The sequence below is a fragment of the Streptomyces sp. AP-93 genome (genome assembly GCF_022808175.1).
GTDB lineage: Bacteria > Actinomycetota > Actinomycetes > Streptomycetales > Streptomycetaceae > Streptomyces.
Map to the genome: position 1 here is coordinate 79,749 of NZ_JALGBX010000006.1, position 22,472 is coordinate 102,220.

A 22,472-nucleotide genomic window follows, 5' to 3' on the forward strand; every position below is an offset into this window, starting at 1 on the left:
ACGTCAGGGCGCCTCCGTCACGGTCCCCCGTACGGCCCCATGGCCGGCGTGGCCGCTGCTGCCGCGCCAGCCCCAACTCGAAGAGGAAGTACCAAGGTTGAAGTCGGGAACCGAAACGACGGACGAGGCCGGAGCGGACCACGCGTCCGCTCCCGAGCGGGCCGGGAAGCCGGCCGGAACCGGGCAACTGCTCGCACTGCGGGCGTCCTTCGTCAGCCGGCGGTGGTTCTGGCCGGCGGCGCTCACCGCCGGGTACGCGGTGCAGGTGCTGTTCCGCCTCTCCCTGGTGTGGGGCAAGGCCTACCCGGCGGTCCACGCGGACGAGTCCTCGTACCTCGTGCTGGCCCGCGTGCTCGCCGGGCGGACGACGACGGAGATGCCGGTCGGATCGGTGATCCCCGGCGGCTACGCGCTGCTCATCTCCCCGGCCCTGCGGATCGCGGACGATCCGGTCACCGCGTACCAGCTGGTCATGGGCATCAACACGCTGCTCAACGCGCTCGTCTTCCTCCTGGCCTACGCCGCCCTGCGCAGGCTGGGCCTGTCCCGGGGCCTCTCGTTCCTGATGGCCACGGCGGCCGCGCTGATGCCGCCCGTGGTCTTCTACTCCGAGTTCGCCATGTCCGACACCGTGCTCCCCGTGGTCCTCCTCGGCTGGCTGACCGCGCTGCACGGCTGGCTCAGCGAGGGCGAGGCGCGCCGCCGCACGTGGTACGGGGCGGGGGCCGGTCTGCTGGCCGGCTACTCCATGGCGGTGCACGACCGTGGCGGGGTGGTGGTGGCCCTCACGGCGGCGGTCTTCCTGTGCGCACTCGTCCTGCGATGGGCGCCGCCGCGGTCCACGCTCGCGGCCTGGGGCGGACTCGCCGTCTCCGTGCTGGGCGCCCGGCTGCTGGCCGCCTGGCTGGAGGCGCAGTTCACGGACACGCCGCCGAGCTCGGTGGGCACGAAGGTCCTGGACGGCCTGGTCGACCCCGAGCTGCTGCGCCGCACGGTGACCCGTACGATCGGCCAGCTCTGGTACTTCTCCGTCTCGTCCTGGGGATTCGGCGCGCTCGCCGTCGCCCTGTGCGTGTTCGCGGTGTTCAGCTCCCGCTTCACCCGGGCCGCGCGGGTCGTCTCCTTCGTCATGGTCGCCCTGCTGTGCGGGATCGCGCTCGCCGCGGCCGCGGGACTGCCGGACGACCACGGCCGGATCGACAACTGGATCTACGCCCGCTACCTGGCCCCGCTGGTGCCGGCGTTCTTCGTGGTGGGCGCCCTGGTCCTGGCACGGGCGCGGGCCGGTGCGCTGCTGCGGCTGGTGGCGGGCGCGGTGCTGTTCACCGTGGTCACGGCCGAGTTCGTCATCCTGGTGGTCGGCAAGGGCCTCCACAAGGTGGGCATCATCCGGTGGGGCATGCCGGACGCGCTGTTCCTGGCCTCGGAGTGGACGAGGCTGCACATGGGGCGGACGCTCGCCGGCGCCCTGCTGGTGTTCGCCGTCTGCGTGCTCTTCCGGCTGGCCGGCGGGCGCCGGGCGGTCTGGGCCGTGGCGGTGTCGCTGGCCCTGTTCGCGGCCTACGCGACGGTCGCGGTCACCTCGAACGTGGCCGAGCCGCACACGAAGCAGCGCGAGGCCAGTGCCACCGGCTTCACCAAGTCGGCGGACCTCGAGCCGGGCGAGAACCTGGTGATGGACCACAGCGCCGACTGGGACCTGCGGATGGCCCAGGGGTACGAGGTGTACGACGGGCGGGTCTGGACCAGGGACCTCAAGCACGGTGAGGAGCCGCCGGCCGCCGCGGACGCGGCCGTCCTGGGGCTGAACCCGAAGGACGCGAGCCCGCAGGACGGCTGGCCGGCGGCGCCCCCGGGCTGGTACGTGGCCGTGGTGGACAAGAGGCACGGATGGGTGCTCTGGCGCCACCGCTGACGGACTCCGCCGCACCCCTGGTGGTCGAACCCGTGGTCGATGGGAAGATCGGCTTCTGCATCGACGACGGGGTGGGGGACATGGGGAAGAAAGACGACGACGGACCGGCCGTCTCCGACGAGGACTGGGCGCGGTTCCTGGCACAGGCCGAGGCGGGTGCGGGGGAGGCGCCCAAGGAGCCGTCGGCCCGGGCGCGCATGCTGACCGAGCGGTTGCGCCACGAGGACGAGCAGCGCGCCGCGCAGCAGAAGAAGCGTTTCGGCAGAGCCAGGCCGGTCCCCGCCGAGCCCGCGGGGTGGCGTACGGGGCCCGCCTGGCAGGAGATGGAAGGCCGCGGCAAGGACAAGCGCCGGATCAAGGCCGCGCTGGCCATCGCCTTCGTCATCGCCCTCGCGCTGATCGCCATCCGGCCGGAGCTGGTGATCGACAAGATCACAGGCAAGGCCGAGGAGGACGCCAAGGCCGGGCAGTCGCTGCCCGGCGAGACGGCGCGCCCGAGCGTCGCGCCTTCCATGGCGGACCCGGACCTGCCGTCGCTCAAGGAGCCCTTCAAGGGCTCCCCGGCCGTGGAGTGGGCCGACGGAGCGGCTGGGATCGAGATCCCGCCGGCCGAGGCCGTCGGGGGCATGAGCAAGGAGAAGATCGCCGACGCGCTGGTGAAGGTCAAGCAGTTCCTGGTCACGGCCAACCTGGACCCGGCGACCCTGCGCGGGGAGCGGCCCGAGGCGGCGCTGGCACTGCTCGACCCGAAGCTGGGGGAGTACAAGACGAACCTGGAGGAGGCCCTCAAGCACTCTTCGGCGAAGAACGACCCGCTCGACCTCTTCAGCCGGTACGACCCGGCCGAGCTGACCCTGGTGGGCGAGGTCGTCAAGGTCCGCGGCCGGATGTGGGTGGAGCCCGGGGAGCGCGCGGGGAAGGTCAACCTGAAGACCGACTACACCTTCGTCTACCCCTTCGTGAAGGCGAAGGCGGGCGCCGACCAGGTCGAGCGGACCGTCATGCGGCGCGAGATCACCTTCTCGATCGTCGATCCCCGCAAGTGGGACTCCACGGCCGGCACGCTGTGGATCGAGGAGAACTACCGCAACATCGGCAACAGCGCCTGTGACACCGACGACGGTTTCCTGCATCCGCAGTTCGACGATGACGCGCCCACCGGGCCCACCCCCTCCGGCACCCCCGTGGACCCGTACGACCGGAGCGAGACCCTGGAAACCGACCGGCGGGCGGACTGCGGCATCATGTCGCGGTCCTGAGCGGGCGCCGGGGCAGGGACCCCGCCGCGTGGTGCAGTTTGACCACTCAGCGTGGCGGGGTATTCTCTTCCGCCCGATTGGCGCCATACGCGTCTCGTATGGCAGACTACTCAAGTTGCTCGGCCGTGTGCCGATGCTGCGCGCCTCCCGCCGGGAGGACCGGAAGCAAGTCCCACAGTACTCGTCGCTCTACCTGTCTCTCGGGGCAGCAATGGGGCGGACGTACGGGAATCTTTCGGGAAGCGTCAGCACGGTGCCTGCCAGGTACTCGGTGGGTGTTTGCCCCCGATCTGCGGTCTTGGGACCGCGCCCCCTTGGACGAGGGAATTTCCGTATGGGAATTTTCTGTAGAGGGAGCGCGACACGCCCGACCGCGTGGGTCGGAGGAGAGCGGCGGAGTGATCCGCAGCCGGCCGAGGACCAGAGCGTTTCCACAACAGACAGGACTACGGAGTAGCCATGGCGGGACAGAAGATCCGCATCCGGCTCAAGGCCTACGACCACGAGGTCATCGATTCGTCGGCGAAGAAGATCGTCGAGACGGTGACGCGCACTGGTGCGTCGGTCGCGGGCCCGGTGCCGCTGCCCACTGAGAAGAACGTGTACTGCGTCATCAAGTCGCCGCACAAGTACAAGGACTCGCGCGAGCACTTCGAGATGCGCACTCACAAGCGCCTGATCGACATCCTCGACCCGACGCCCAAGACCGTTGACTCGCTGATGCGCCTGGACCTTCCGGCCGGCGTTGACATCGAGATCAAGCTCTGAGAGGCACGGAGAAGATGGCAAAGCAGATCAAGGGCGTCCTGGGCGAGAAGCTCGGCATGACCCAGGTCTGGGACGAGAACAACCGTGTCGTCCCGGTGACCGTGGTCAAGGCCGGGCCCTGCGTTGTTACCCAGGTCCGTAAGAACGAGATCGACGGCTACGAGTCGGTCCAGATCGCCTTCGGCGAGATCGACCCGCGCAAGGTGAACAAGCCCCTCAAGGGTCACTTCGCCAAGGCCGACGTCACCCCCCGCCGCCACCTGGTGGAGCTCCGTACCTCCGACGCCAGCGAGTACACGCTCGGCCAGGAGATCACGGCTGCCGTGTTCGAGTCCGGCGTCAAGGTTGACGTCACGGGCAACAGCAAGGGCAAGGGCTTCGCCGGTGTCATGAAGCGTCACAACTTCAAGGGCCTCGGCGCCGGGCACGGCGTCCAGCGCAAGCACCGCTCCCCCGGTTCGATCGGTGGCTGCGCCACCCCTGGGCGTGTCTTCAAGGGCATGCGCATGGCCGGTCGCATGGGCAACGAGCGCGTCACCACCCAGAACCTGACCATCCACGCGGTTGACGCGGAGAAGGGTCTGCTCCTCATCAAGGGCGCGGTCCCCGGTCCGAACGGCGGCCTCGTCCTGGTCCGTACCGCGGCCAAGGGGGCTTGAGGTAATGAGCACCATTGACATCCTTTCGCCGGCAGGCGACAAGGCCGGTACCGTCGAGCTCCCCGCGGAGATCTTCGACGCGAAGACCAGCGTTCCGCTGATCCACCAGGTCGTTGTCGCTCAGCTGGCTGCTGCCCGTCAGGGCACGCACAAGACCAAGCGTCGTGGCGAAGTCCGTGGTGGTGGCCGCAAGCCGTACCGCCAGAAGGGCACCGGCCGCGCTCGCCAGGGTTCCACCCGCGCTCCGCAGTTCGTAGGCGGTGGCGTCGTCCACGGCCCGCAGCCGCGTGACTACTCGCAGCGGACCCCGAAGAAGATGAAGGCCGCCGCCCTCCGCGGTGCCCTCTCGGACCGTGCGCGTCACTCCCGCATCCACGTCGTCACCGGCGTGGTCGAGGGTGCCGCCTCCACGAAGGCCGCCAAGACGCTGTTCGGCAAGATCTCGGAGCGCAAGAACCTGCTCCTGGTCGTCGAGCGCGCCGACGAGGCTGCGTGGCTGTCCGCCCGCAACCTGCCCCAGGTGCACATCCTGGAGCCGGGCCAGCTGAACACGTACGACGTGATCGTCTCTGACGACGTGGTCTTCACTCAGGCCGCTTTCGAGTCCTTCGTGTCTGGCCCCAAGGCCGATGAGACCGAAGGGAGCGACGCCTGATGTCTGAGGCGACCGTTACCAGCAAGACCTTCACTGACCCGCGCGACCTGCTGATCAAGCCGGTTGTCTCGGAGAAGAGCTACGCGCTGCTGGACGAGAACAAGTACACGTTCATCGTCGCGCCCGGCTCCAACAAGACTCAGATCAAGCAGGCCGTCGAGGCGGTCTTCGGGGTCAAGGTCACCGGGGTCAACACGATCAACCGTCAGGGTAAGCGCAAGCGCACCAAGACCGGTTTCGGCAAGCGCGCAGACACCAAGCGCGCCATCGTGACCCTCGCTGAGGGCGACCGAATCGACATCTTCGGCGGCCAGGCCTCCTAACGGAGGTCTAGTCGTCCGGAATCGGACGAGGACTGAGAAATGGGTATCCGCAAGTACAAGCCGACGACCCCGGGCCGTCGTGGCTCCAGCGTCGCCGACTTTGTCGAGATCACGCGGTCCACGCCGGAGAAGTCGCTGGTCCGCCCCCTGCACAGCAAGGGCGGCCGTAACAACACCGGTCGGATCACGGTTCGACACCAGGGTGGCGGCCACAAGCGCGCCTACCGTGTGATCGACTTCCGTCGTCACGACAAGGACGGCGTGCCGGCCAAGGTCGCGCACATCGAGTACGACCCCAACCGCACTGCGCGCATCGCGCTCCTGCACTACGCCGACGGTGAGAAGCGCTACATCATTGCGCCGAAGAACCTGAAGCAGGGCGACCGGATTGAGAACGGCCCCACGGCCGACATCAAGCCCGGTAACAACCTGGCACTCCGCAACATCCCGGTCGGTACCACGATCCACGCGATCGAGCTCCGTCCCGGTGGCGGCGCCAAGTTCGCCCGCTCCGCTGGTGCCTCCGTGCAGCTGCTGGCGAAGGAGGGCACCATGGCCCACCTTCGTATGCCGTCCGGTGAAATCCGTCTCGTCGACGCGCGCTGCCGCGCGACCGTCGGTGAGGTCGGCAACGCCGAGCAGTCGAACATCAACTGGGGCAAGGCCGGCCGCATGCGCTGGAAGGGCGTTCGCCCCTCCGTCCGCGGTGTCGCGATGAACCCGGTCGACCACCCGCACGGTGGTGGTGAGGGTAAGACCTCCGGTGGTCGTCACCCGGTCTCCCCGTGGGGTCAGAAGGAGGGTCGTACTCGCTCGCCGAAGAAGGCTTCGAGCAAGTACATCGTCCGCCGCCGCAAGACGAACAAGAAGCGCTAGGAGCGGGTTTAGATGCCGCGCAGTCTCAAGAAGGGACCCTTCGTCGACGGACACCTCATCAAGAAGGTGGACGTACAGAACGAAGCCGGTACCAAGAACGTCATCAAGACCTGGTCCCGTCGCTCGATGATCATCCCGGCCATGCTGGGTCACACCATCGCGGTGCACAACGGCAAGATCCACGTCCCGGTGTTCGTCACCGAGTCGATGGTCGGCCACAAGCTCGGCGAGTTCTCGCCGACTCGCACCTTCCGCGGCCACGTCAAGGACGACCGGAAGTCGAAGCGCCGCTAAAGGCGGGGTGGTTACGACTATGACTTACACCGAAGGGACAACCATGGAAGCCAGGGCCCAGGCGCGGTACATCCGCGTCACGCCCATGAAGGCCCGCCGAGTGGTGGACCTTATCCGTGGCATGGATGCCACGGAGGCTCAGGCGGTCCTGCGTTTCGCCCCGCAGGCCGCGAGCGTGCCGGTTGGCAAGGTGCTCGACAGCGCCATTGCCAACGCCGCACACAACTACAACCACCCGGACGCCTCCACGCTGGTCATCAGCGAGGCGTACGTGGACGAGGGCCCGACCCTGAAGCGGTTCCGTCCGCGTGCCCAGGGCCGTGCCTACCGGATCCGCAAGCGGACCAGCCACATCACCGTGGTCGTCAGCAGCAAGGAAGGTTCCCGGTAATGGGCCAGAAGGTAAACCCGCACGGGTTCCGGCTCGGCATCACCACCGACTTCAAGTCGCGTTGGTACGCCGACAAGCTGTACAAGGACTACGTCAAGGAAGACGTCGCCATCCGCAGGATGATGACGTCCGGCATGGAGCGCGCCGGCATCTCGAAGGTTGAGATCGAGCGCACCCGTGACCGCGTGCGTGTGGACATCCACACCGCTCGTCCGGGCATCGTCATCGGCCGCCGTGGCGCCGAGGCCGACCGCATCCGCGGTGACCTCGAGAAGCTCACGGGCAAGCAGGTGCAGCTGAACATCCTCGAGGTCAAGAACCCCGAGGTCGACGCTCAGCTCGTCGCGCAGGCCGTTGCCGAGCAGCTCTCCTCCCGCGTCTCCTTCCGTCGCGCCATGCGTAAGAGCATGCAGGGCACGATGAAGGCCGGCGCCAAGGGCATCAAGATCCAGTGTGGCGGTCGCCTCGGCGGCGCCGAGATGTCCCGCTCCGAGTTCTACCGCGAAGGCCGTGTGCCGCTGCACACCCTCCGCGCGAACGTGGACTACGGCTTCTTCGAGGCCAAGACCACCTTCGGCCGTATCGGTGTGAAGGTCTGGATCTACAAGGGCGACGTCAAGAACATCGCCGAGGTTCGCGCCGAGAACGCTGCGGCCCGTGCGGGTAACCGCCCGGCCCGTGGTGCCGCCGGCGCTGGCGACCGTCCCGCCGGCCGTGGTGGCCGTGGTGGCGAGCGCGGCGGCCGTGGTGGCCGCAAGCCGCAGCAGGCTGCTGGTGCCGAGGCCCCCAAGGCCGACGCTCCCGCCGCCGCTCCGGCTGAGAGCACCGGAACGGAGGCCTGACCGACATGCTGATCCCTCGTAGGGTCAAGCACCGCAAGCAGCACCACCCGAAGCGCCGCGGTATGGCCAAGGGCGGTACTGAGGTCTCGTTCGGCGAGTACGGCATCCAGGCGCTTACCCCCGCCTACGTGACGAACCGCCAGATCGAGGCGGCTCGTATCGCGATGACCCGCCACATCAAGCGTGGCGGCAAGGTCTGGATCAACATCTACCCGGACCGTCCCCTGACGAAGAAGCCTGCCGAGACCCGCATGGGTTCCGGTAAGGGTTCTCCCGAGTGGTGGATCGCGAACGTGCACCCGGGCCGGGTCATGTTCGAGCTGTCCTACCCGAACGAGAAGATTGCTCGTGAGGCGCTCACCCGCGCTGCTCACAAGCTTCCGATGAAGTGCCGGATTGTTCGGCGCGAGGCAGGTGAGTCGTGATGGCGACGGGAACCAAGGCGTCCGAGCTGCGTGAGCTCGGTAACGAGGAGCTCGTTGGCAAGCTGCGCGAGGCCAAGGAAGAGCTGTTCAAGCTGCGCTTCCAGGCGGCCACGGGTCAGCTGGAGAACAACGGCCGGCTCAAGTCCGTCCGTAAGGACATCGCTCGCATCTACACCCTGATGCACGAGCGTGAGCTCGGTATCGAGACGGTGGAGAGCGCCTGATGAGCGAGAAGAACGTGACTGAGACGACTGACCGCGGCTTCCGCAAGACCCGCGAGGGTCTTGTCGTCAGCGACAAGATGGACAAGACCGTCGTCGTCGCTGTCGAGGACCGCGTGAAGCACGCGCTCTACGGCAAGGTCATCCGCCGTACGAACAAGCTCAAGGCGCACGACGAGCAGAACGCTGCCGGCGTCGGCGACCGCGTCCTCATCATGGAGACGCGTCCGCTGTCGGCGAGCAAGCGCTGGCGCATCGTCGAGATCCTCGAGAAGGCCAAGTAATTATCTGAGGCCCTGGGCATCACGCCCAGGGGCCCCTCAGGTTCGTTCCGCCAGGCTCGGTGGGGGCGGTAGCTCTTCGGAGTGAAACCCCCGCCGGGAACCGGCAGACAAACAGGAGATAGACGTGATCCAGCAGGAGTCGCGACTGCGTGTCGCCGACAACACTGGTGCCAAGGAGATCCTTTGCATCCGTGTTCTCGGTGGCTCCGGTCGCCGCTACGCGGGCATCGGTGACGTCATCGTTGCCACCGTCAAGGACGCGATCCCCGGTGGCAACGTGAAGAAGGGTGACGTCGTCAAGGCTGTCATCGTTCGCACCGTGAAGGAACGCCGCCGCCAGGACGGCTCGTACATCCGCTTCGACGAGAACGCCGCCGTCATTCTGAAGAACGACGGCGACCCTCGTGGCACCCGTATCTTCGGCCCGGTGGGCCGTGAGCTGCGCGAGAAGAAGTTCATGAAGATCATCTCGCTCGCGCCGGAGGTGCTGTAAGCATGAAGATCAAGAAGGGCGACCTGGTTCAGGTCATCACCGGTAAGGACAAGGGCAAGCAGGGCAAGGTCATTCTGGCCATCCCTACTGAGAACCGCGTCCTGGTCGAGGGTGTCAACCGGGTCAAGAAGCACACCAAGGCCGGCCAGACCGCTGGTGGCTCGCAGACCGGTGGCATCGTGATCACCGAGGCGCCGATCCACGTCAGCAACGTTCAGCTGGTTGTGGAGAAGGACGGCCAGAAGGTCGTTACCCGCGTCGGTTTCCGCTTCGACGACGAGGGCAACAAGATCCGCGTTGCCAAGCGGACGGGTGAGGACATCTGATGGCTACCACTCCGCGTCTCAAGACGAAGTACCGCGAGGACATCGCGGGCAAGCTGCGCGAAGAGTTCTCCTACGAGAACGTCATGCAGATCCCCGGCCTCGTGAAGATCGTGGTCAACATGGGTGTGGGCGACGCCGCCCGCGACTCCAAGCTGATCGACGGCGCCATCAAGGACCTGACGACGATCACCGGTCAGAAGCCGGCCGTCACGAAGGCCCGCAAGTCCATCGCGCAGTTCAAGCTGCGCGAGGGTCAGCCGATCGGCTGCCACGTCACCCTCCGTGGTGACCGCATGTGGGAGTTCCTGGACCGTACGCTGTCGCTCGCGCTGCCGCGTATCCGTGACTTCCGTGGTCTGTCGCCGAAGCAGTTCGACGGCCGTGGCAACTACACCTTCGGTCTCACGGAGCAGGTCATGTTCCACGAGATCGACCAGGACAAGATCGACCGTACCCGGGGTATGGACATCACCGTGGTCACCACGGCGACCAACGACGCTGAGGGCCGCGCGCTCCTTCGTCACCTCGGCTTCCCCTTCAAGGAGGCGTAAGCGAGATGGCGAAGAAGGCTCTCATCGCGAAGGCTGCCCGCAAGCCCAAGTTCGGTGTGCGTGCGTACACCCGCTGCCAGCGCTGCGGTCGCCCCCACTCCGTGTACCGCAAGTTCGGCCTGTGCCGCGTCTGCCTTCGTGAGATGGCTCACCGTGGCGAGCTGCCGGGCGTGACCAAGAGCTCCTGGTAATTCCCTCTCGTCCGCAAGGACTTGGGAACTTCCAGGCACTCTCGGTAAGCATCTGGTCGGCGGATGCCCGGCCGCGCATGCCTTAGGCTTGTGTGGTTGGGCGTCCGTCGCCCATAACGACTTACTACGCCGTAGGTCCCCGCGCCGCACCCGTCCCGCCACTGAGTGGGGAGAGGGATGGCGCATACAGGAAACCCCGGCGAGAGAGGCCGAAGGCCACTTCATGACCATGACTGACCCGATCGCAGACATGCTCACGCGTCTGCGTAACGCTAACTCGGCGTACCACGACTCCGTCGTGATGCCGCACAGCAAGATCAAGTCGCACATCGCAGAAATCCTCAAGCAGGAGGGTTTCATCACCGGCTGGAAGGTCGAGGACGCCGAGGTCGGCAAGAACCTCGTCCTCGAGCTGAAGTTCGGCCCGAACCGCGAGCGCTCCATTGCGGGCATCAAGCGGATCTCGAAGCCCGGTCTGCGTGTGTACGCAAAGTCCACCAACCTGCCGAAGGTGCTCGGCGGCCTGGGCGTGGCGATCATCTCCACGTCCCACGGTCTGCTCACCGGCCAGCAGGCAGGCAAGAAGGGCGTAGGTGGGGAAGTCCTCGCCTACGTCTGGTAGTCGGGAACGGAGGAAAAGCAATGTCGCGAATCGGCAAGCTCCCCATCCAGGTTCCCGCCGGTGTGGACGTCACCATCGACGGCCAGGCAGTGGCTGTGAAGGGCCCCAAGGGTTCCCTCGCGCTCACCGTCAAGGCGCCGATCGAGATCGTCAAGGGTGAGGACGGCGTTCTGAACGTCACCCGCCCCAACGACGAGCGTCAGAACAAGGCCCTGCACGGCCTGTCCCGCACGCTGGTGGCGAACATGATCACCGGCGTGACCACGGGTTACGTCAAGGCGCTCGAGATCAGCGGTGTCGGTTACCGCGTCGCCGCGAAGGGCTCCAACCTGGAGTTCCAGCTTGGCTACAGCCACCCGATCCTGATCGAGGCGCCCGAGGGCATCTCCTTCAAGGTCGAGTCGCCCACCAAGTTCTCGGTCGAGGGCATCGACAAGCAGAAGGTCGGCGAGGTCGCCGCCAACATCCGCAAGCTGCGGAAGCCCGACCCGTACAAGGCCAAGGGTGTCAAGTACGCCGGCGAAGTCATCCGCCGCAAGGTCGGAAAGGCTGGTAAGTAGCCATGGCATACGGTGTAAAGATCGCCAAGGGCGACGCGTACAAGCGTGCCGCCAAGGCCCGCCGCCACATCCGCATCCGCAAGAACGTCTCGGGTACGGCGGAGCGTCCGCGCCTCGTCGTGACGCGTTCCAACCGCAACATCGTTGCTCAGGTCATCGACGACCTCCAGGGTCACACCCTGGCGTCCGCGTCGACCCTGGACGCTTCGATCCGCGGTGGCGAAGGCGACAAGAGCTCGCAGGCCCAGGCCGTCGGCGCACTCGTCGCCGAGCGTGCCAAGGCCGCGGGTGTCGAGACCGTCGTGTTCGACCGCGGTGGCAACCGATACGCCGGGCGCATTGCCGCTCTGGCTGACGCCGCCCGCGAAGCCGGGCTGAAGTTCTAAGCCCCGTTTTCCGGGACTCACGGACGTAACAGAGAGAGGTAATCCAATGGCTGGACCCCAGCGCCGCGGAAGCGGTGCCGGTGGCGGCGAGCGGCGGGACCGGAAGGGTCGCGACGGTGGCCCTGCCGCCGAGAAGACCGCTTACGTTGAGCGCGTTGTCGCGATCAACCGCGTCGCCAAGGTTGTCAAGGGTGGTCGCCGCTTCAGCTTCACCGCGCTGGTCGTGGTGGGCGACGGTGACGGCACTGTAGGTGTCGGTTACGGCAAGGCCAAGGAAGTTCCCGCGGCCATTGCCAAGGGTGTCGAGGAAGCCAAGAAGTCCTTCTTCAAGGTTCCGCGCATCCAGGGCACCATTCCTCACCCGATCACGGGTGAGCGTGCCGCGGGCGTCGTGCTGCTGAAGCCGGCCGCCCCCGGTACCGGTGTTATCGCCGGTGGCCCGGTGCGCGCCGTTCTGGAGTGCGCCGGCGTTCACGACATCCTGTCGAAGTCGCTTGGTTCTTCCAACGCGATCAACATCGTGCACGCGACCGTGGCGGCCCTCAAGGGCCTGCAGCGTCCCGAGGAGATCGCGGCTCGCCGTGGTCTGCCCCTCGAGGACGTCGCCCCCGCGGCTCTGCTCCGTGCACGTGCTGGGGCGGGTGCGTAATGGCTCGCCTCAAGGTCACGCAGATCAAGTCGTACATCGGCAGCAAGCAGAACCACCGTGACACGCTGCGTTCGCTCGGGCTGAAGCGCCTGAACGACGTCGTCGTCAAGGAGGACCGCCCCGAGTTCCGCGGAATGGTTCACACCGTCCGCCACCTCGTGACGGTTGAGGAGGTTGACTAACATGGCTGAGAGCAGCCCGCTGAAGGCCCACAACCTCCGTCCCGCCCCCGGCGCCAAGACCGCGAAGACCCGTGTCGGTCGTGGTGAGGCGTCGAAGGGTAAGACGGCCGGTCGTGGTACGAAGGGCCAGAAGGCCCGTTACCAGATCCCGCAGCGCTTCGAGGGTGGGCAGATGCCCCTCCACATGCGTCTGCCGAAGCTCAAGGGCTTCAAGAACCCGTTCCGCACCGAGTTCCAGGTCGTGAACCTGGACAAGCTCGGCGCTCTCTACCCCGAGGGTGGAGAAGTCACGGTGGCCGACCTGGTCGCCAAGGGCGCGGTTCGCAAGAACAGCCTCGTCAAGGTCCTGGGCCAGGGCGAGATCTCCGTGGCGCTGCAGGTTTCGGTTGACGCCGTTTCCGGCTCCGCCAAGGAGAAGATTGCCGCCGCTGGTGGCTCTGTGACCGAGCTCGTCTAAGACGACCTCAGTGACAAATAGCTAGAAACCCGACCGGGGATGCCTCACATATGGGGCATCCCCGGTTGGTCGTTCCATGGAAGGTGCAGACGCCGGTAAGGTGGCCTGCACCTTTGCTTGTACACATTCGTCGATCCCTCAGACCGTCACCTCTGACGCAGTAGCGCGGGGGTCGCAGGAGGCACCGTGCTAACCGCGTTCGCCCGGGCGTTCAAGACGCCCGACCTGCGCAAGAAACTGCTCTTCACGCTCGGCATCATCGTGCTGTTCCGGCTCGGGTCCCACGTCCCCGTTCCGGGCGTGAGCTATACGAACGTCCAGATCTGCGTTGATCAGGCGTCCGGCCAGAACGGCGGGCTCTTCGGTCTGGTCAACATGTTCAGTGGCGGTGCCCTGCTGCAGATCACGATCTTCGCGCTCGGCATCATGCCGTACATCACGGCGAGCATCATCTTGCAGCTGCTGACCGTGGTCATCCCGAAGCTGGAGACCCTCAAGAAAGAGGGCCAGGCCGGCACGTCGAAGATCACTCAGTACACGCGCTATCTGACGGTCGCGCTGGCGATCCTGCAGGGCACCGGCCTCGTCGCCACCGCCCGCAGCGGCGCCCTGTTCCAGAACTGCTCGGTCGCCAGCCAGATCGTCCCCGACCGGTCGATCTTCACCACCGTCGTCATGGTCCTCACCATGACCGCCGGTACCTGTGTCGTCATGTGGCTCGGTGAGCTCATCACCGACCGGGGCATCGGCAACGGCATGTCGATCCTGATGTTCATCTCGATCGCCGCGGGCTTCATCGGATCCCTGTGGGCCATCAAGGAGCAGGGCAAGATCGCGGACGGCTGGGTCGAGTTCGGCGTGGTCATGCTGGTCGGCCTCGCGATGGTCGGTCTGGTGGTCTTCGTCGAGCAGGCGCAGCGACGGATCCCGGTCCAGTACGCGAAGCGCATGATCGGCCGCCGTGCGTACGGCGGTACCTCGACGTACATCCCGCTCAAGGTGAACCAGGCGGGCATCATCCCCGTCATCTTCGCCTCGTCGCTGCTCTACATCCCGGCACTGGTCGTGCAGTTCAGCGGTTCCACCGCCGGCTGGGCCACCTGGATCCAGAAGCACTTCGTCAAGGGCGACCACCCGTACTACATCGCCACCTACTTCCTCCTGATCGTCTTCTTCGCGTTCTTCTACGTGGCGATCTCGTTCAACCCCGAGGAAGTTGCAGACAACATGAAGAAGTATGGTGGGTTCATTCCGGGCATCCGCGCCGGTCGGCCTACCGCCGAGTACCTGAGCTACGTACTCAACCGGATCACGTGGCCGGGGTCGCTGTACCTGGGTCTGATCGCTCTTGTGCCGACGATGGCGTTGGCCGGCTTCGGAGCGAACCAGAACTTCCCGTTCGGCGGGACGAGCATCCTGATCATCGTGGGTGTGGGTCTGGAAACCGTGAAGCAGATCGAGAGCCAGCTCCAACAGCGTAATTACGAAGGGTTCCTCCGCTGATGCGAATCGTCCTCGTCGGCCCGCCCGGTGCGGGCAAGGGAACGCAGGCGACTGTCCTTGCCGAAACCTTGTCGATCCCGCACATCTCCACGGGCGACTTGTTCCGGGCCAACATCAGCCAGAAGACCGAGCTGGGGCAGCGCGCCCAGTCCTACATGTCGAAGGGTGACCTCGTCCCCGACCAGGTCACGATCGACATGGCCAAGGACCGCATGGAGCAGTCGGACGCCGCGAACGGCTTCCTGCTCGACGGCTTCCCGCGCAATGTCTCCCAGGCCGAGGCGCTGGACGAGATCCTCAAGGTGCAGGGCATCAAGCTCGACGCCGTCCTCGACCTGGAGGTCGAGGAGGACGAGGTCGTGAAGCGGATCGCCGGGCGGCGCACCTGCCGCAAGGACAACAAGCACATCTTCCACGTCGACTACGCCGCGCCGAAGACCGACGGCGTGTGCGACGTGTGCGGTGGCGAGCTCTACCAGCGTGAGGACGACTCCGAGGCCACGGTGCGCAACCGCCTCGACGTCTACCACACGCAGACCGAGCCGATCATCGACTTCTACAAGGCCCAGGGCCTGCTCGTGACGATCCCCGCTCTCGGCGAGGTCAAGGACGTCACGCAGCGCGCGATGGACGCCCTGAAGAAGTAGTAAGAAGCAGTTCACCTGTAGTGCAGCCCCGGCCGCGGTGTCCCATGGACGCCGCGGCCGTACTGTTGAAAGACCCGAATCCGAAGGTGGCAGGTACGTCATGGTCCAGATCAAGACCCCCGAGCAGATCGCGAAGATGCGTGAGGCGGGGCTGGTCGTCGCTGCGATCCACGCGGCGACCCGTGAGGCGGCCGTGCCGGGCGCCACGACGCGGGATCTGGACATGGTGGCCCGCAAGGTCATCGCGGACGCCGGCGCCAAGTCGAACTTCCTCGGGTACGGCGGGTTCCCCGCGACCATCTGCACCTCCGTCAACGAGGTCGTGGTCCACGGCATCCCCGACGACACGACGGTCCTCAAGGACGGCGACATCATCTCGATCGACGCCGGCGCGATCGTCGAGGGCTGGCACGGCGACGCCGCGTACACCGCCTTCGTGGGCTCTGGGCACGCCCCTGAGCTCGTGGAGCTCTCCCGGGTGACCGAGGAGTCCATGTGGGCCGGTATCGCCGCCATGAAGCTCGGCAACCGCCTCGTGGACATCTCGAAGGCGATCGAGACGTACATCAAGCGCCAGCCGCGCCCGACCACCGGTGAGCACAGCCTCGGCAAGTTCGGGATCATCGAGGACTACGGCGGCCACGGCATCGGTTCCGAGATGCACATGGACCCGCACCTGCTGAACTACGTCTCGCGCAAGCGGGGCAAGGGCATCAAGCTCGTCCCGGGCCTGTGCCTGGCGATCGAGCCGATGGTCTCCCTGGGCACCGCCCAGACGGAGGTCCTGGCGGACGACTGGACGGTCATCACCACGGACGGCACCTGGTCCTCGCACTGGGAGCACTCCATCGCGCTGACCGAGGAGGGACCCATCGTCCTCACCTCCCCGGACTGCGGCAAGGCGAAGCTGGCGGAGTACGGCGTCACGACGGCGCCCGACCCGCTGGGCTGAGCCGGGTCGGCCCAGCTGGGCCAACCGGTATGACCAGGATTGATGATCTATCCTGTAGGGCACACTTTCCGGATTCGTCTTTCAGTGGGCCCTGACGTAGACTGACTCGTCGGCTCCTTTGCACCCGCATGTCCTCATGCGAAGGCGGGGAGCTGATCAAGGTAGCCGATTCGAAAGGCGAAGCGTGGCCAAGAAGCAAGGTGCCATCGAAATCGAGGGCACCGTGATCGAGTCCCTCCCGAACGCGATGTTCAAGGTGGAACTCCAGAACGGTCACAAGGTCCTCGCGCACATCAGCGGCAAGATGCGCATGCACTACATCCGCATCCTCCCTGATGACCGGGTTGTCGTGGAGCTCTCTCCGTACGACCTGACGCGTGGCCGGATCGTCTACCGATACAAGTAGATCTTGTCTTCATCCCCGTCCGGACATCCTGTCCTGACGCGCGGGTGGTGGCACTGACCCGGAGAACCTCACCAACATGAAGGTCAAGCCGAGCGTCAAGAAGATCTGCGACAAGTGCAAGGTGATCCGCCGTCACGGTCGGGTCATGGTCATCTGCGACAACCTGCGCCACAAGCAGCGCCAGGGCTGACGCACGCCGACCGACCTGCACTACGCAGTTCTTCGCGCGACGTAAGAAAACGTACATACGCAGAACCCGCCCAGTCCTGACCAGGACCGGCGGCACCTCCGGCGGGGGCCGGGGACCCGGGCGTACCACCACCCAGCAGGTGTGGTCGGCGGTCGGGGTTCGGTTCTGCGGAAGACCCCCGAACACACAGGAGCCATTGAATGGCACGCGTTTCCGGTGTTGACATCCCGCGCGAAAAGCGTGTGGAGATCGCACTTACCTACGTCTTCGGTGTCGGTCGCACCCGGTCCAAGGAAATCCTTGCGGCCACCGGTGTGAACCCCGACACCCGCGTTCGTGACCTGGCCGAAGAGGACCTGGTCAAGATCCGCGAGTACGTGGACGCCAACCTCCGCACCGAGGGTGACCTCCGCCGCGAGATCCAGGCCGACATCCGTCGCAAGGTCGAGATCCAGTGCTACCAGGGTGTTCGCCACCGTCGTGGCCTGCCCGTGCACGGACAGCGCACCAGCACGAACGCCCGTACCCGCAAGGGTCCGCGTCGCGCGATCGCCGGTAAGAAGAAGCCGGGCAAGAAGTAGTCCTGTTCAGCGGTCTTGCGCTGTAGGACCGACCACCTCCCGTAGGAGATTTAGATGCCCCCCAAGGGTCGTCAGGGCGCTGCCAAGAAGGTGCGCCGCAAGGAAAAGAAGAACGTCGCTCACGGGCACGCCCACATCAAGAGCACGTTCAACAACACCATCGTTTCGATCACGGACCCCGCGGGCAACGTGATCTCCTGGGCCTCCGCCGGCCACGTCGGCTTCAAGGGCTCGCGCAAGTCCACCCCCTTCGCCGCGCAGATGGCCGCCGAGTCGGCCGCCCGTCGCGCGCAGGAGCACGGCATGCGCAAGGTCGACGTCTTCGTCAAGGGTCCCGGCTCCGGCCGTGAGACCGCGATCCGCTCCCTGCAGGCCACTGGCCTGGAGGTCGGCTCGATCCAGGACGTCACCCCCACCCCGCACAACGGCTGCCGTCCGCCCAAGCGTCGCCGCGTCTGATCCGGGGCGGCGCGATCCGCGCCGCCGCGTTTGACGAGGCTCGCTCAGGCTTCGCAGCTGTGCGTCTTTGAGTGTCCGGGCGGTACGAACCCCTCGCGGGGGACGTACCGCCCGTACCCTTGTAAGTCGCAGCCCCGTGCTGCACTCCGTCGGGCGTCAAATAGTGGGCGTCCACGAATGAAGGAACACAGACATGCTTATCGCTCAGCGCCCCTCGCTGACCGAAGAGGTCGTAGACGAGTACCGCTCGCGGTTCGTGATCGAGCCGCTGGAGCCGGGCTTCGGCTACACCCTCGGCAACTCGCTTCGTCGCACGCTTCTGTCCTCGATCCCGGGTGCAGCAGTAACCAGCATCCGCGTGGACGGCGTCCTGCACGAGTTCACCACCGTGCCGGGTGTCAAGGAAGACGTCACCGACATCATCCTCAACATCAAGCAGCTGGTCGTCTCCTCGGAGCACGACGAGCCGGTCGTGATGTACCTGCGCAAGCAGGGTCCCGGCCTGGTCACCGCTGCCGACATCGCGCCCCCGGCCGGTGTCGAAGTGCACAACCCGGACCTGGTCCTCGCCACGCTCAACGGCAAGGGCAAGCTGGAGATGGAGCTGACCGTCGAGCGCGGTCGCGGCTACGTCTCCGCCGTCCAGAACAAGCAGCTGGGCCAGGAGATCGGTCGCATCCCGATCGACTCCATCTACAGCCCGGTCCTCAAGGTCACCTACAAGGTCGAGGCGACCCGAGTCGAGCAGCGCACCGACTTCGACAAGCTCATCGTCGACGTCGAGACCAAGCAGGCCATGCGCCCGCGCGACGCCATGGCGTCCGCCGGTAAGACCCTGGTCGAGCTGTTCGGTCTGGCCCGCGAGCTCAACATCGACGCCGAGGGCATCGACATGGGCCCCTCGCCGACGGACGCGGCCCTGGCCGCTGATCTCGCCCTGCCGATCGAGGAGCTCGAGCTCACCGTTCGGTCGTACAACTGCCTCAAGCGCGAGGGCATCCACTCCGTGGGTGAGCTCGTCGCCCGCTCCGAGGCCGACCTGCTCGACATCCGCAACTTCGGTGCGAAGTCGATCGACGAGGTCAAGGCGAAGCTGGCCGGCATGGGCCTGGCCCTCAAGGACAGCCCGCCCGGATTCGACCCGACCGCTGCCGCCGACGCCTTCGGCGCCGACGACGACGCGGACGCCGGTTTCGTCGAGACCGAGCAGTACTAAGCACCACCTGTAGATCTTTCCCGTGGCATCCGCCTCGGGGGAACTGACACCGGTACCTGACACGGCCGGTGCAGATATGAAGGAGTATGACCATGCCGCGTCCCGCAAAGGGTGCCCGTCTGGGCGGCAGCGCCGCGCACGAGAAGCACCTCCTCGCGAACCTCGCGAAGGCGCTCTTCGAGCACGGCCGCATCACCACCACCGAGGCCAAGGCCCGCCGCCTGCGTCCCTACGCCGAGCGTCTGGTGACCAAGGCCAAGAAGGGCGACATCCACAACCGTCGCCTGGTGCTGCAGACGATCACGGACAAGAGCATCGTGCACACGCTGTTCACCGAGATCGCCCCGCGCTACGAGAACCGCCCCGGTGGTTACACGCGCATCACCAAGATCGGCAACCGTCGTGGCGACAACGCCCCGATGGCCGTGATCGAGCTGGTCGAGGCCCTTACGGTCGCCCAGCAGGCCACTGGTGAGGCCGAGGCCGCCACCAAGCGCGCCGTGAAGGAGGCGGAGGCCGCTGAGGCTCCCGCCGCCGAGGAGACCAAGGAGGCCTGATCCCCCTTCGGGATCAAGCTGAATGGCTCTGAACGGGCCCGCCCCCTTCCGGGGCGGGCCCGTTCTGCATTCTGAGAGGATCTGTCACGTGAGTGACGAGGTGGAGCCCGGACACGTCCGGGTCAGGCTGGACCTGAGCTACGACGGCAAGGACTTCTCCGGCTGGGCGAAGCAGCGCGTGCTGCGGACCGTCCAGGGAGAGCTGGAGTCGGCCCTGCAGACCGTGATGCGGCTGCCCGACCCGGTGGAGCTGACCGTGGCCGGCCGGACCGACGCGGGCGTGCACGCGCGCGGACAGGTCGCGCAGTTCGACGTACGGGACGAGGTGTGGGCCGAGCACCAGGACAAGCTCCTGCGCCGCCTCGCCGGCCGGCTGCCGCACGACGTACGGGTGTGGAAGGCCGCCGAGGCCCCCGCCGGCTTCAACGCGCGGTTCTCCGCGATCTGGCGCCGCTACGCCTACCGCGTGGGCGACCACCAGGCCGGGGTGGACCCGCTGCGCCGCGGGCACGTGCTCTGGTACCAGTGGCCGCTCGACGTGGACGCCATGAACGAGGCCGCCGCCGCACTGGTGGGGGAGCACGACTTCGCCGCGTACTGCAAGAAGCGCGAGGGGGCCACCACGATCCGCACGCTCCAGCAGCTCAGCTGGGAGCGGGACGCGGAGGGCATCATCACCGCGACCGTGCGCGCCGACGCCTTCTGCCACAACATGGTCCGCTCGCTGGTCGGCGCCCTGCTGCACGTCGGCGACGGCCACCGCACGACCGACTGGCCCGGGAAGGTGCTGGCCGCGGCCGTACGGGACTCCTCGGTGCACGTGGTCAAGCCGCACGGGCTGACCCTGGAGGAGGTCGGCTATCCGGCCGACGAGCTGCTGGCCGCCCGCAGCAAGGAAGCGCGGAACCTGCGGACGCTGCCGGGAGCCGGCTGCTGCTAGGCCGCGTCCCCTTCCCCGTGCCTGGCTAATCCGTTTGGGCGGAACGGCGGCGGACCTGGACAATGCCCGGCATGGGACATCTCGAAGCCAGCCACCTGGAGTACTACCTTCCCGACGGGCGGGTCCTGCTCCCCGACGTCTCCTTCCGGGTGGGGGAGGGGTCGGTCGTCGCCCTGGTCGGGGCGAACGGGGCCGGCAAGACCACTCTGCTGAAGATGATCTCCGGGGAGCTCCAGCCGCACGGCGGCTCGGTCACCGTCAGCGGCGGGCTCGGCGTGATGTCGCAGTTCGTGGGCTCGGTCCGCGACGAGACGACCGTACGGGACCTGCTGGTCTCGGTGGCCCAGCCGCGGATCCGGGAGGCCGCCAAGGCGGTGGACCGCGCCGAGCAGCTGATCCTGACGGTGGACGACGAGGCCGCCCAGATGGCGTACGCGCAGGCGCTCAGCGACTGGGCCGACGTGCAGGGGTACGAGGCGGAGACGCTGTGGGACGTCTGCACGATGGCCGCGCTGGCGATCCCGTACGACTCGGCGCAGTTCCGCGAGGTGCGCACGCTCTCGGGCGGTGAGCAGAAGCGGCTCGTGCTGGAGGCGCTGCTGCGCGGGCCGGACGAGGTGCTGCTGCTCGACGAGCCGGACAACTACCTGGACGTCCCGGGCAAGCGGTGGCTGGAGGAGCAGCTGGAGGCCACCCGCAAGACGGTGCTCTTCGTCAGCCACGACCGGGAGCTGCTCACCCAGGCCGCCGAGAAGATCATCAGCCTGGAGGCGAGCCCGACGGGCTCGGACGTGTGGGTCCACGGCTCGGGCTTCGCCACCTTCCACGACGCCCGCAAGGAGCGCTTCTTGCGCTTCGAGGAGCTCAAGCGGCGCTGGGACGAGGAGCACGCCCGTCTGCGGGCGCTGGTGCTGCGGCTGCGCAACCAGGCCGCGAGCAGCCCGGACATGGCTTCCCGCTACCGGGCGATGCAGACCCGCTTCCAGAAGTTCGAGGAGGCCGGCCCGCCGCCGGAGCCGCCGCGCGAGCAGGACATCCGGATGCGGCTCAAGGGCGGGCGTACGGGCGTGCGCGCGCTCACCGCCCTGAACCTGGAGCTGACCGGGCTGATGCAGCCCTTCTCGCTGGAGGTCTTCTACGGGGAGCGCGTCGCGGTCCTCGGCTCGAACGGCTCCGGGAAGTCCCACTTCCTGCGGCTGATGGCGGGCGAGGAGGTCAAGCACACGGGCACCTGGAAGCTCGGCGCCCGCGTGGTCCCCGGTCACTTCGCGCAGACCCACGCCCACCCGGAGCTGTTCGGCCGCACCCTCGTCGACATCCTGTGGACGGAGGCGGCGAAGCCGCTCGGCGCGGCGATGGGCGCGCTGCGCCGCTACGAGCTGGAGCGGCAGGCCGAGCAGCCCTTCGAGAAGCTCTCGGGCGGCCAGCAGGCACGCTTCCAGATCCTGCTGCTGGAACTGGCGGGGACCACGGCGCTGCTGCTCGACGAGCCCACGGACAACCTCGACCTGGAGTCGGCGGAAGCACTGCAGGACGGGCTGGAGGCGTACGAGGGCACTGTGCTGTGCGTCACGCACGACCGGTGGTTCGCCCGCACATTTGACCGTTACCTGGTCTTCGGTTCAGACGGTGTTGTGCGAGAGACTACGGAGCCCGTCTGGGACGAACGTAGGGTCGAGCGGAAGCGCTAGG

The 22,472-nt window shown here is 66.9% G+C and carries 34 protein-coding genes; all 34 read left to right on the plus strand.

The window, feature by feature from the left end; translation table 11 throughout:
• Positions 1–97 precede the first annotated feature (97 nt).
• A complete protein-coding gene (locus tag MTF69_RS11925; protein ID WP_243333362.1) occupies positions 98–1,915 on the plus strand; it encodes a hypothetical protein in 1,818 nt (605 codons plus the stop codon).
• Positions 1,891–3,174, plus strand: coding sequence for a hypothetical protein (locus tag MTF69_RS11930; RefSeq protein WP_243333364.1), 1,284 nt, complete (start codon positions 1,891–1,893; stop codon positions 3,172–3,174). The genes MTF69_RS11925 and MTF69_RS11930 overlap by 25 nt, the downstream gene beginning before the upstream one ends.
• A gap of 459 nt (positions 3,175–3,633) precedes the next feature.
• A complete protein-coding gene (gene rpsJ, locus MTF69_RS11935) occupies positions 3,634–3,942 on the plus strand; it encodes a 30S ribosomal protein S10 (RefSeq protein ID WP_003948644.1) in 309 nt (102 codons plus the stop codon).
• Positions 3,943–3,956: 14 nt separating this feature from the next.
• Positions 3,957–4,601: a 50S ribosomal protein L3 gene (rplC, locus tag MTF69_RS11940; RefSeq protein WP_112447750.1), complete on the plus strand. Its 645-nt coding sequence runs from the start codon at positions 3,957–3,959 to the stop codon at positions 4,599–4,601.
• 4 nt (positions 4,602–4,605) lie between these two features.
• The gene (rplD, locus tag MTF69_RS11945) at positions 4,606–5,256 is read left to right on the plus strand and encodes a 50S ribosomal protein L4 (RefSeq protein ID WP_030008466.1); all 651 of its coding nucleotides are present in this window, start codon (positions 4,606–4,608) and stop codon (positions 5,254–5,256) included.
• A complete protein-coding gene (gene rplW, locus MTF69_RS11950) occupies positions 5,256–5,579 on the plus strand; it encodes a 50S ribosomal protein L23 (RefSeq protein WP_030154694.1) in 324 nt (107 codons plus the stop codon). Before rplD ends, rplW begins: the two co-directional genes overlap by 1 nt.
• A gap of 39 nt (positions 5,580–5,618) precedes the next feature.
• The gene (gene rplB / locus MTF69_RS11955) at positions 5,619–6,455 is read left to right on the plus strand and encodes a 50S ribosomal protein L2 (protein WP_112447748.1); all 837 of its coding nucleotides are present in this window, start codon (positions 5,619–5,621) and stop codon (positions 6,453–6,455) included.
• A gap of 12 nt (positions 6,456–6,467) precedes the next feature.
• Positions 6,468–6,749, plus strand: a complete 282-nt coding sequence (gene rpsS / locus MTF69_RS11960) for a 30S ribosomal protein S19 (protein WP_023539342.1) — start codon at positions 6,468–6,470, stop codon at positions 6,747–6,749.
• 43 nt (positions 6,750–6,792) lie between these two features.
• Entirely contained in the window at positions 6,793–7,140 is a 348-nt protein-coding gene (rplV, locus tag MTF69_RS11965) for a 50S ribosomal protein L22 (protein WP_007265904.1), read from the plus strand.
• Positions 7,140–7,982: a 30S ribosomal protein S3 gene (rpsC, locus tag MTF69_RS11970; protein WP_112447746.1), complete on the plus strand. Its 843-nt coding sequence runs from the start codon at positions 7,140–7,142 to the stop codon at positions 7,980–7,982. Before rplV ends, rpsC begins: the two co-directional genes overlap by 1 nt.
• A 5-nt stretch (positions 7,983–7,987) precedes the next feature.
• Positions 7,988–8,407, plus strand: a complete 420-nt coding sequence (gene rplP, locus MTF69_RS11975; RefSeq protein ID WP_030026326.1) for a 50S ribosomal protein L16 — start codon at positions 7,988–7,990, stop codon at positions 8,405–8,407.
• Positions 8,407–8,631 carry a 50S ribosomal protein L29 gene (gene rpmC / locus MTF69_RS11980; RefSeq protein ID WP_008739703.1) on the plus strand — a complete coding sequence of 75 codons (225 nt, stop codon included), beginning with the start codon at positions 8,407–8,409 and terminating at the stop codon, positions 8,629–8,631. The genes rplP and rpmC overlap by 1 nt, the downstream gene beginning before the upstream one ends.
• Complete coding sequence (rpsQ, locus tag MTF69_RS11985) at positions 8,631–8,912, plus strand: 30S ribosomal protein S17 (RefSeq protein WP_243333368.1); 282 nt, start codon at positions 8,631–8,633, stop codon at positions 8,910–8,912. Before rpmC ends, rpsQ begins: the two co-directional genes overlap by 1 nt.
• A 124-nt stretch (positions 8,913–9,036) precedes the next feature.
• The gene (gene rplN, locus MTF69_RS11990; RefSeq protein ID WP_003956455.1) at positions 9,037–9,405 is read left to right on the plus strand and encodes a 50S ribosomal protein L14; all 369 of its coding nucleotides are present in this window, start codon (positions 9,037–9,039) and stop codon (positions 9,403–9,405) included.
• A 2-nt stretch (positions 9,406–9,407) separates the two neighbouring features.
• Positions 9,408–9,731 (plus strand): 50S ribosomal protein L24, encoded by a 324-nt coding sequence (rplX, locus tag MTF69_RS11995; protein ID WP_215023444.1) that lies wholly within the window; start codon positions 9,408–9,410, stop codon positions 9,729–9,731.
• Positions 9,731–10,282 (plus strand): 50S ribosomal protein L5, encoded by a 552-nt coding sequence (rplE, locus tag MTF69_RS12000; RefSeq protein ID WP_030008469.1) that lies wholly within the window; start codon positions 9,731–9,733, stop codon positions 10,280–10,282. Before rplX ends, rplE begins: the two co-directional genes overlap by 1 nt.
• 5 nt (positions 10,283–10,287) lie before the next feature.
• Entirely contained in the window at positions 10,288–10,473 is a 186-nt protein-coding gene (locus MTF69_RS12005) for a type Z 30S ribosomal protein S14 (protein WP_003956452.1), read from the plus strand.
• Positions 10,474–10,696: 223 nt separating this feature from the next.
• Positions 10,697–11,095, plus strand: a complete 399-nt coding sequence (rpsH, locus tag MTF69_RS12010) for a 30S ribosomal protein S8 (protein ID WP_008739698.1) — start codon at positions 10,697–10,699, stop codon at positions 11,093–11,095.
• 20 nt (positions 11,096–11,115) lie between these two features.
• A complete protein-coding gene (rplF, locus tag MTF69_RS12015; RefSeq protein WP_243333369.1) occupies positions 11,116–11,655 on the plus strand; it encodes a 50S ribosomal protein L6 in 540 nt (179 codons plus the stop codon).
• Positions 11,656–11,657: 2 nt separating this feature from the next.
• Positions 11,658–12,041 carry a 50S ribosomal protein L18 gene (gene rplR, locus MTF69_RS12020; protein ID WP_030008471.1) on the plus strand — a complete coding sequence of 128 codons (384 nt, stop codon included), beginning with the start codon at positions 11,658–11,660 and terminating at the stop codon, positions 12,039–12,041.
• 46 nt (positions 12,042–12,087) lie between these two features.
• The gene (gene rpsE, locus MTF69_RS12025; protein ID WP_008739695.1) at positions 12,088–12,690 is read left to right on the plus strand and encodes a 30S ribosomal protein S5; all 603 of its coding nucleotides are present in this window, start codon (positions 12,088–12,090) and stop codon (positions 12,688–12,690) included.
• Positions 12,690–12,872 (plus strand): 50S ribosomal protein L30, encoded by a 183-nt coding sequence (rpmD, locus tag MTF69_RS12030; protein WP_112447741.1) that lies wholly within the window; start codon positions 12,690–12,692, stop codon positions 12,870–12,872. Before rpsE ends, rpmD begins: the two co-directional genes overlap by 1 nt.
• Position 12,873: 1 nt before the next feature.
• A complete protein-coding gene (rplO, locus tag MTF69_RS12035; protein WP_243333371.1) occupies positions 12,874–13,329 on the plus strand; it encodes a 50S ribosomal protein L15 in 456 nt (151 codons plus the stop codon).
• 186 nt (positions 13,330–13,515) lie between these two features.
• Positions 13,516–14,832, plus strand: a complete 1,317-nt coding sequence (gene secY, locus MTF69_RS12040) for a preprotein translocase subunit SecY (protein ID WP_243333373.1) — start codon at positions 13,516–13,518, stop codon at positions 14,830–14,832.
• Positions 14,832–15,479, plus strand: a complete 648-nt coding sequence (locus MTF69_RS12045; RefSeq protein ID WP_243333375.1) for an adenylate kinase — start codon at positions 14,832–14,834, stop codon at positions 15,477–15,479. The genes secY and MTF69_RS12045 overlap by 1 nt, the downstream gene beginning before the upstream one ends.
• 100 nt (positions 15,480–15,579) lie before the next feature.
• Positions 15,580–16,431, plus strand: a complete 852-nt coding sequence (gene map / locus MTF69_RS12050; protein ID WP_243333376.1) for a type I methionyl aminopeptidase — start codon at positions 15,580–15,582, stop codon at positions 16,429–16,431.
• A gap of 184 nt (positions 16,432–16,615) precedes the next feature.
• Positions 16,616–16,837: a translation initiation factor IF-1 gene (gene infA / locus MTF69_RS12055; RefSeq protein ID WP_003956442.1), complete on the plus strand. Its 222-nt coding sequence runs from the start codon at positions 16,616–16,618 to the stop codon at positions 16,835–16,837.
• 76 nt (positions 16,838–16,913) lie between these two features.
• Entirely contained in the window at positions 16,914–17,027 is a 114-nt protein-coding gene (gene rpmJ / locus MTF69_RS12060; RefSeq protein WP_003956441.1) for a 50S ribosomal protein L36, read from the plus strand.
• A gap of 200 nt (positions 17,028–17,227) precedes the next feature.
• Positions 17,228–17,608 carry a 30S ribosomal protein S13 gene (gene rpsM, locus MTF69_RS12065; RefSeq protein ID WP_053682609.1) on the plus strand — a complete coding sequence of 127 codons (381 nt, stop codon included), beginning with the start codon at positions 17,228–17,230 and terminating at the stop codon, positions 17,606–17,608.
• A gap of 54 nt (positions 17,609–17,662) precedes the next feature.
• On the plus strand, positions 17,663–18,067 hold the full coding sequence (gene rpsK / locus MTF69_RS12070; RefSeq protein ID WP_006376016.1) for a 30S ribosomal protein S11: 405 nt from the start codon (positions 17,663–17,665) through the stop codon (positions 18,065–18,067).
• A gap of 193 nt (positions 18,068–18,260) precedes the next feature.
• On the plus strand, positions 18,261–19,283 hold the full coding sequence (locus MTF69_RS12075) for a DNA-directed RNA polymerase subunit alpha (protein WP_008739666.1): 1,023 nt from the start codon (positions 18,261–18,263) through the stop codon (positions 19,281–19,283).
• A 92-nt stretch (positions 19,284–19,375) separates the two neighbouring features.
• Complete coding sequence (gene rplQ / locus MTF69_RS12080; protein ID WP_215023458.1) at positions 19,376–19,840, plus strand: 50S ribosomal protein L17; 465 nt, start codon at positions 19,376–19,378, stop codon at positions 19,838–19,840.
• Between the two features lie 88 nt (positions 19,841–19,928).
• Positions 19,929–20,780 (plus strand): tRNA pseudouridine(38-40) synthase TruA, encoded by an 852-nt coding sequence (gene truA, locus MTF69_RS12085; RefSeq protein WP_243333379.1) that lies wholly within the window; start codon positions 19,929–19,931, stop codon positions 20,778–20,780.
• 62 nt (positions 20,781–20,842) lie between these two features.
• Positions 20,843–22,471, plus strand: a complete 1,629-nt coding sequence (locus MTF69_RS12090) for an ATP-binding cassette domain-containing protein (RefSeq protein ID WP_243333381.1) — start codon at positions 20,843–20,845, stop codon at positions 22,469–22,471.
• The last annotated feature ends 1 nt before the right edge of the window (position 22,472 follow it).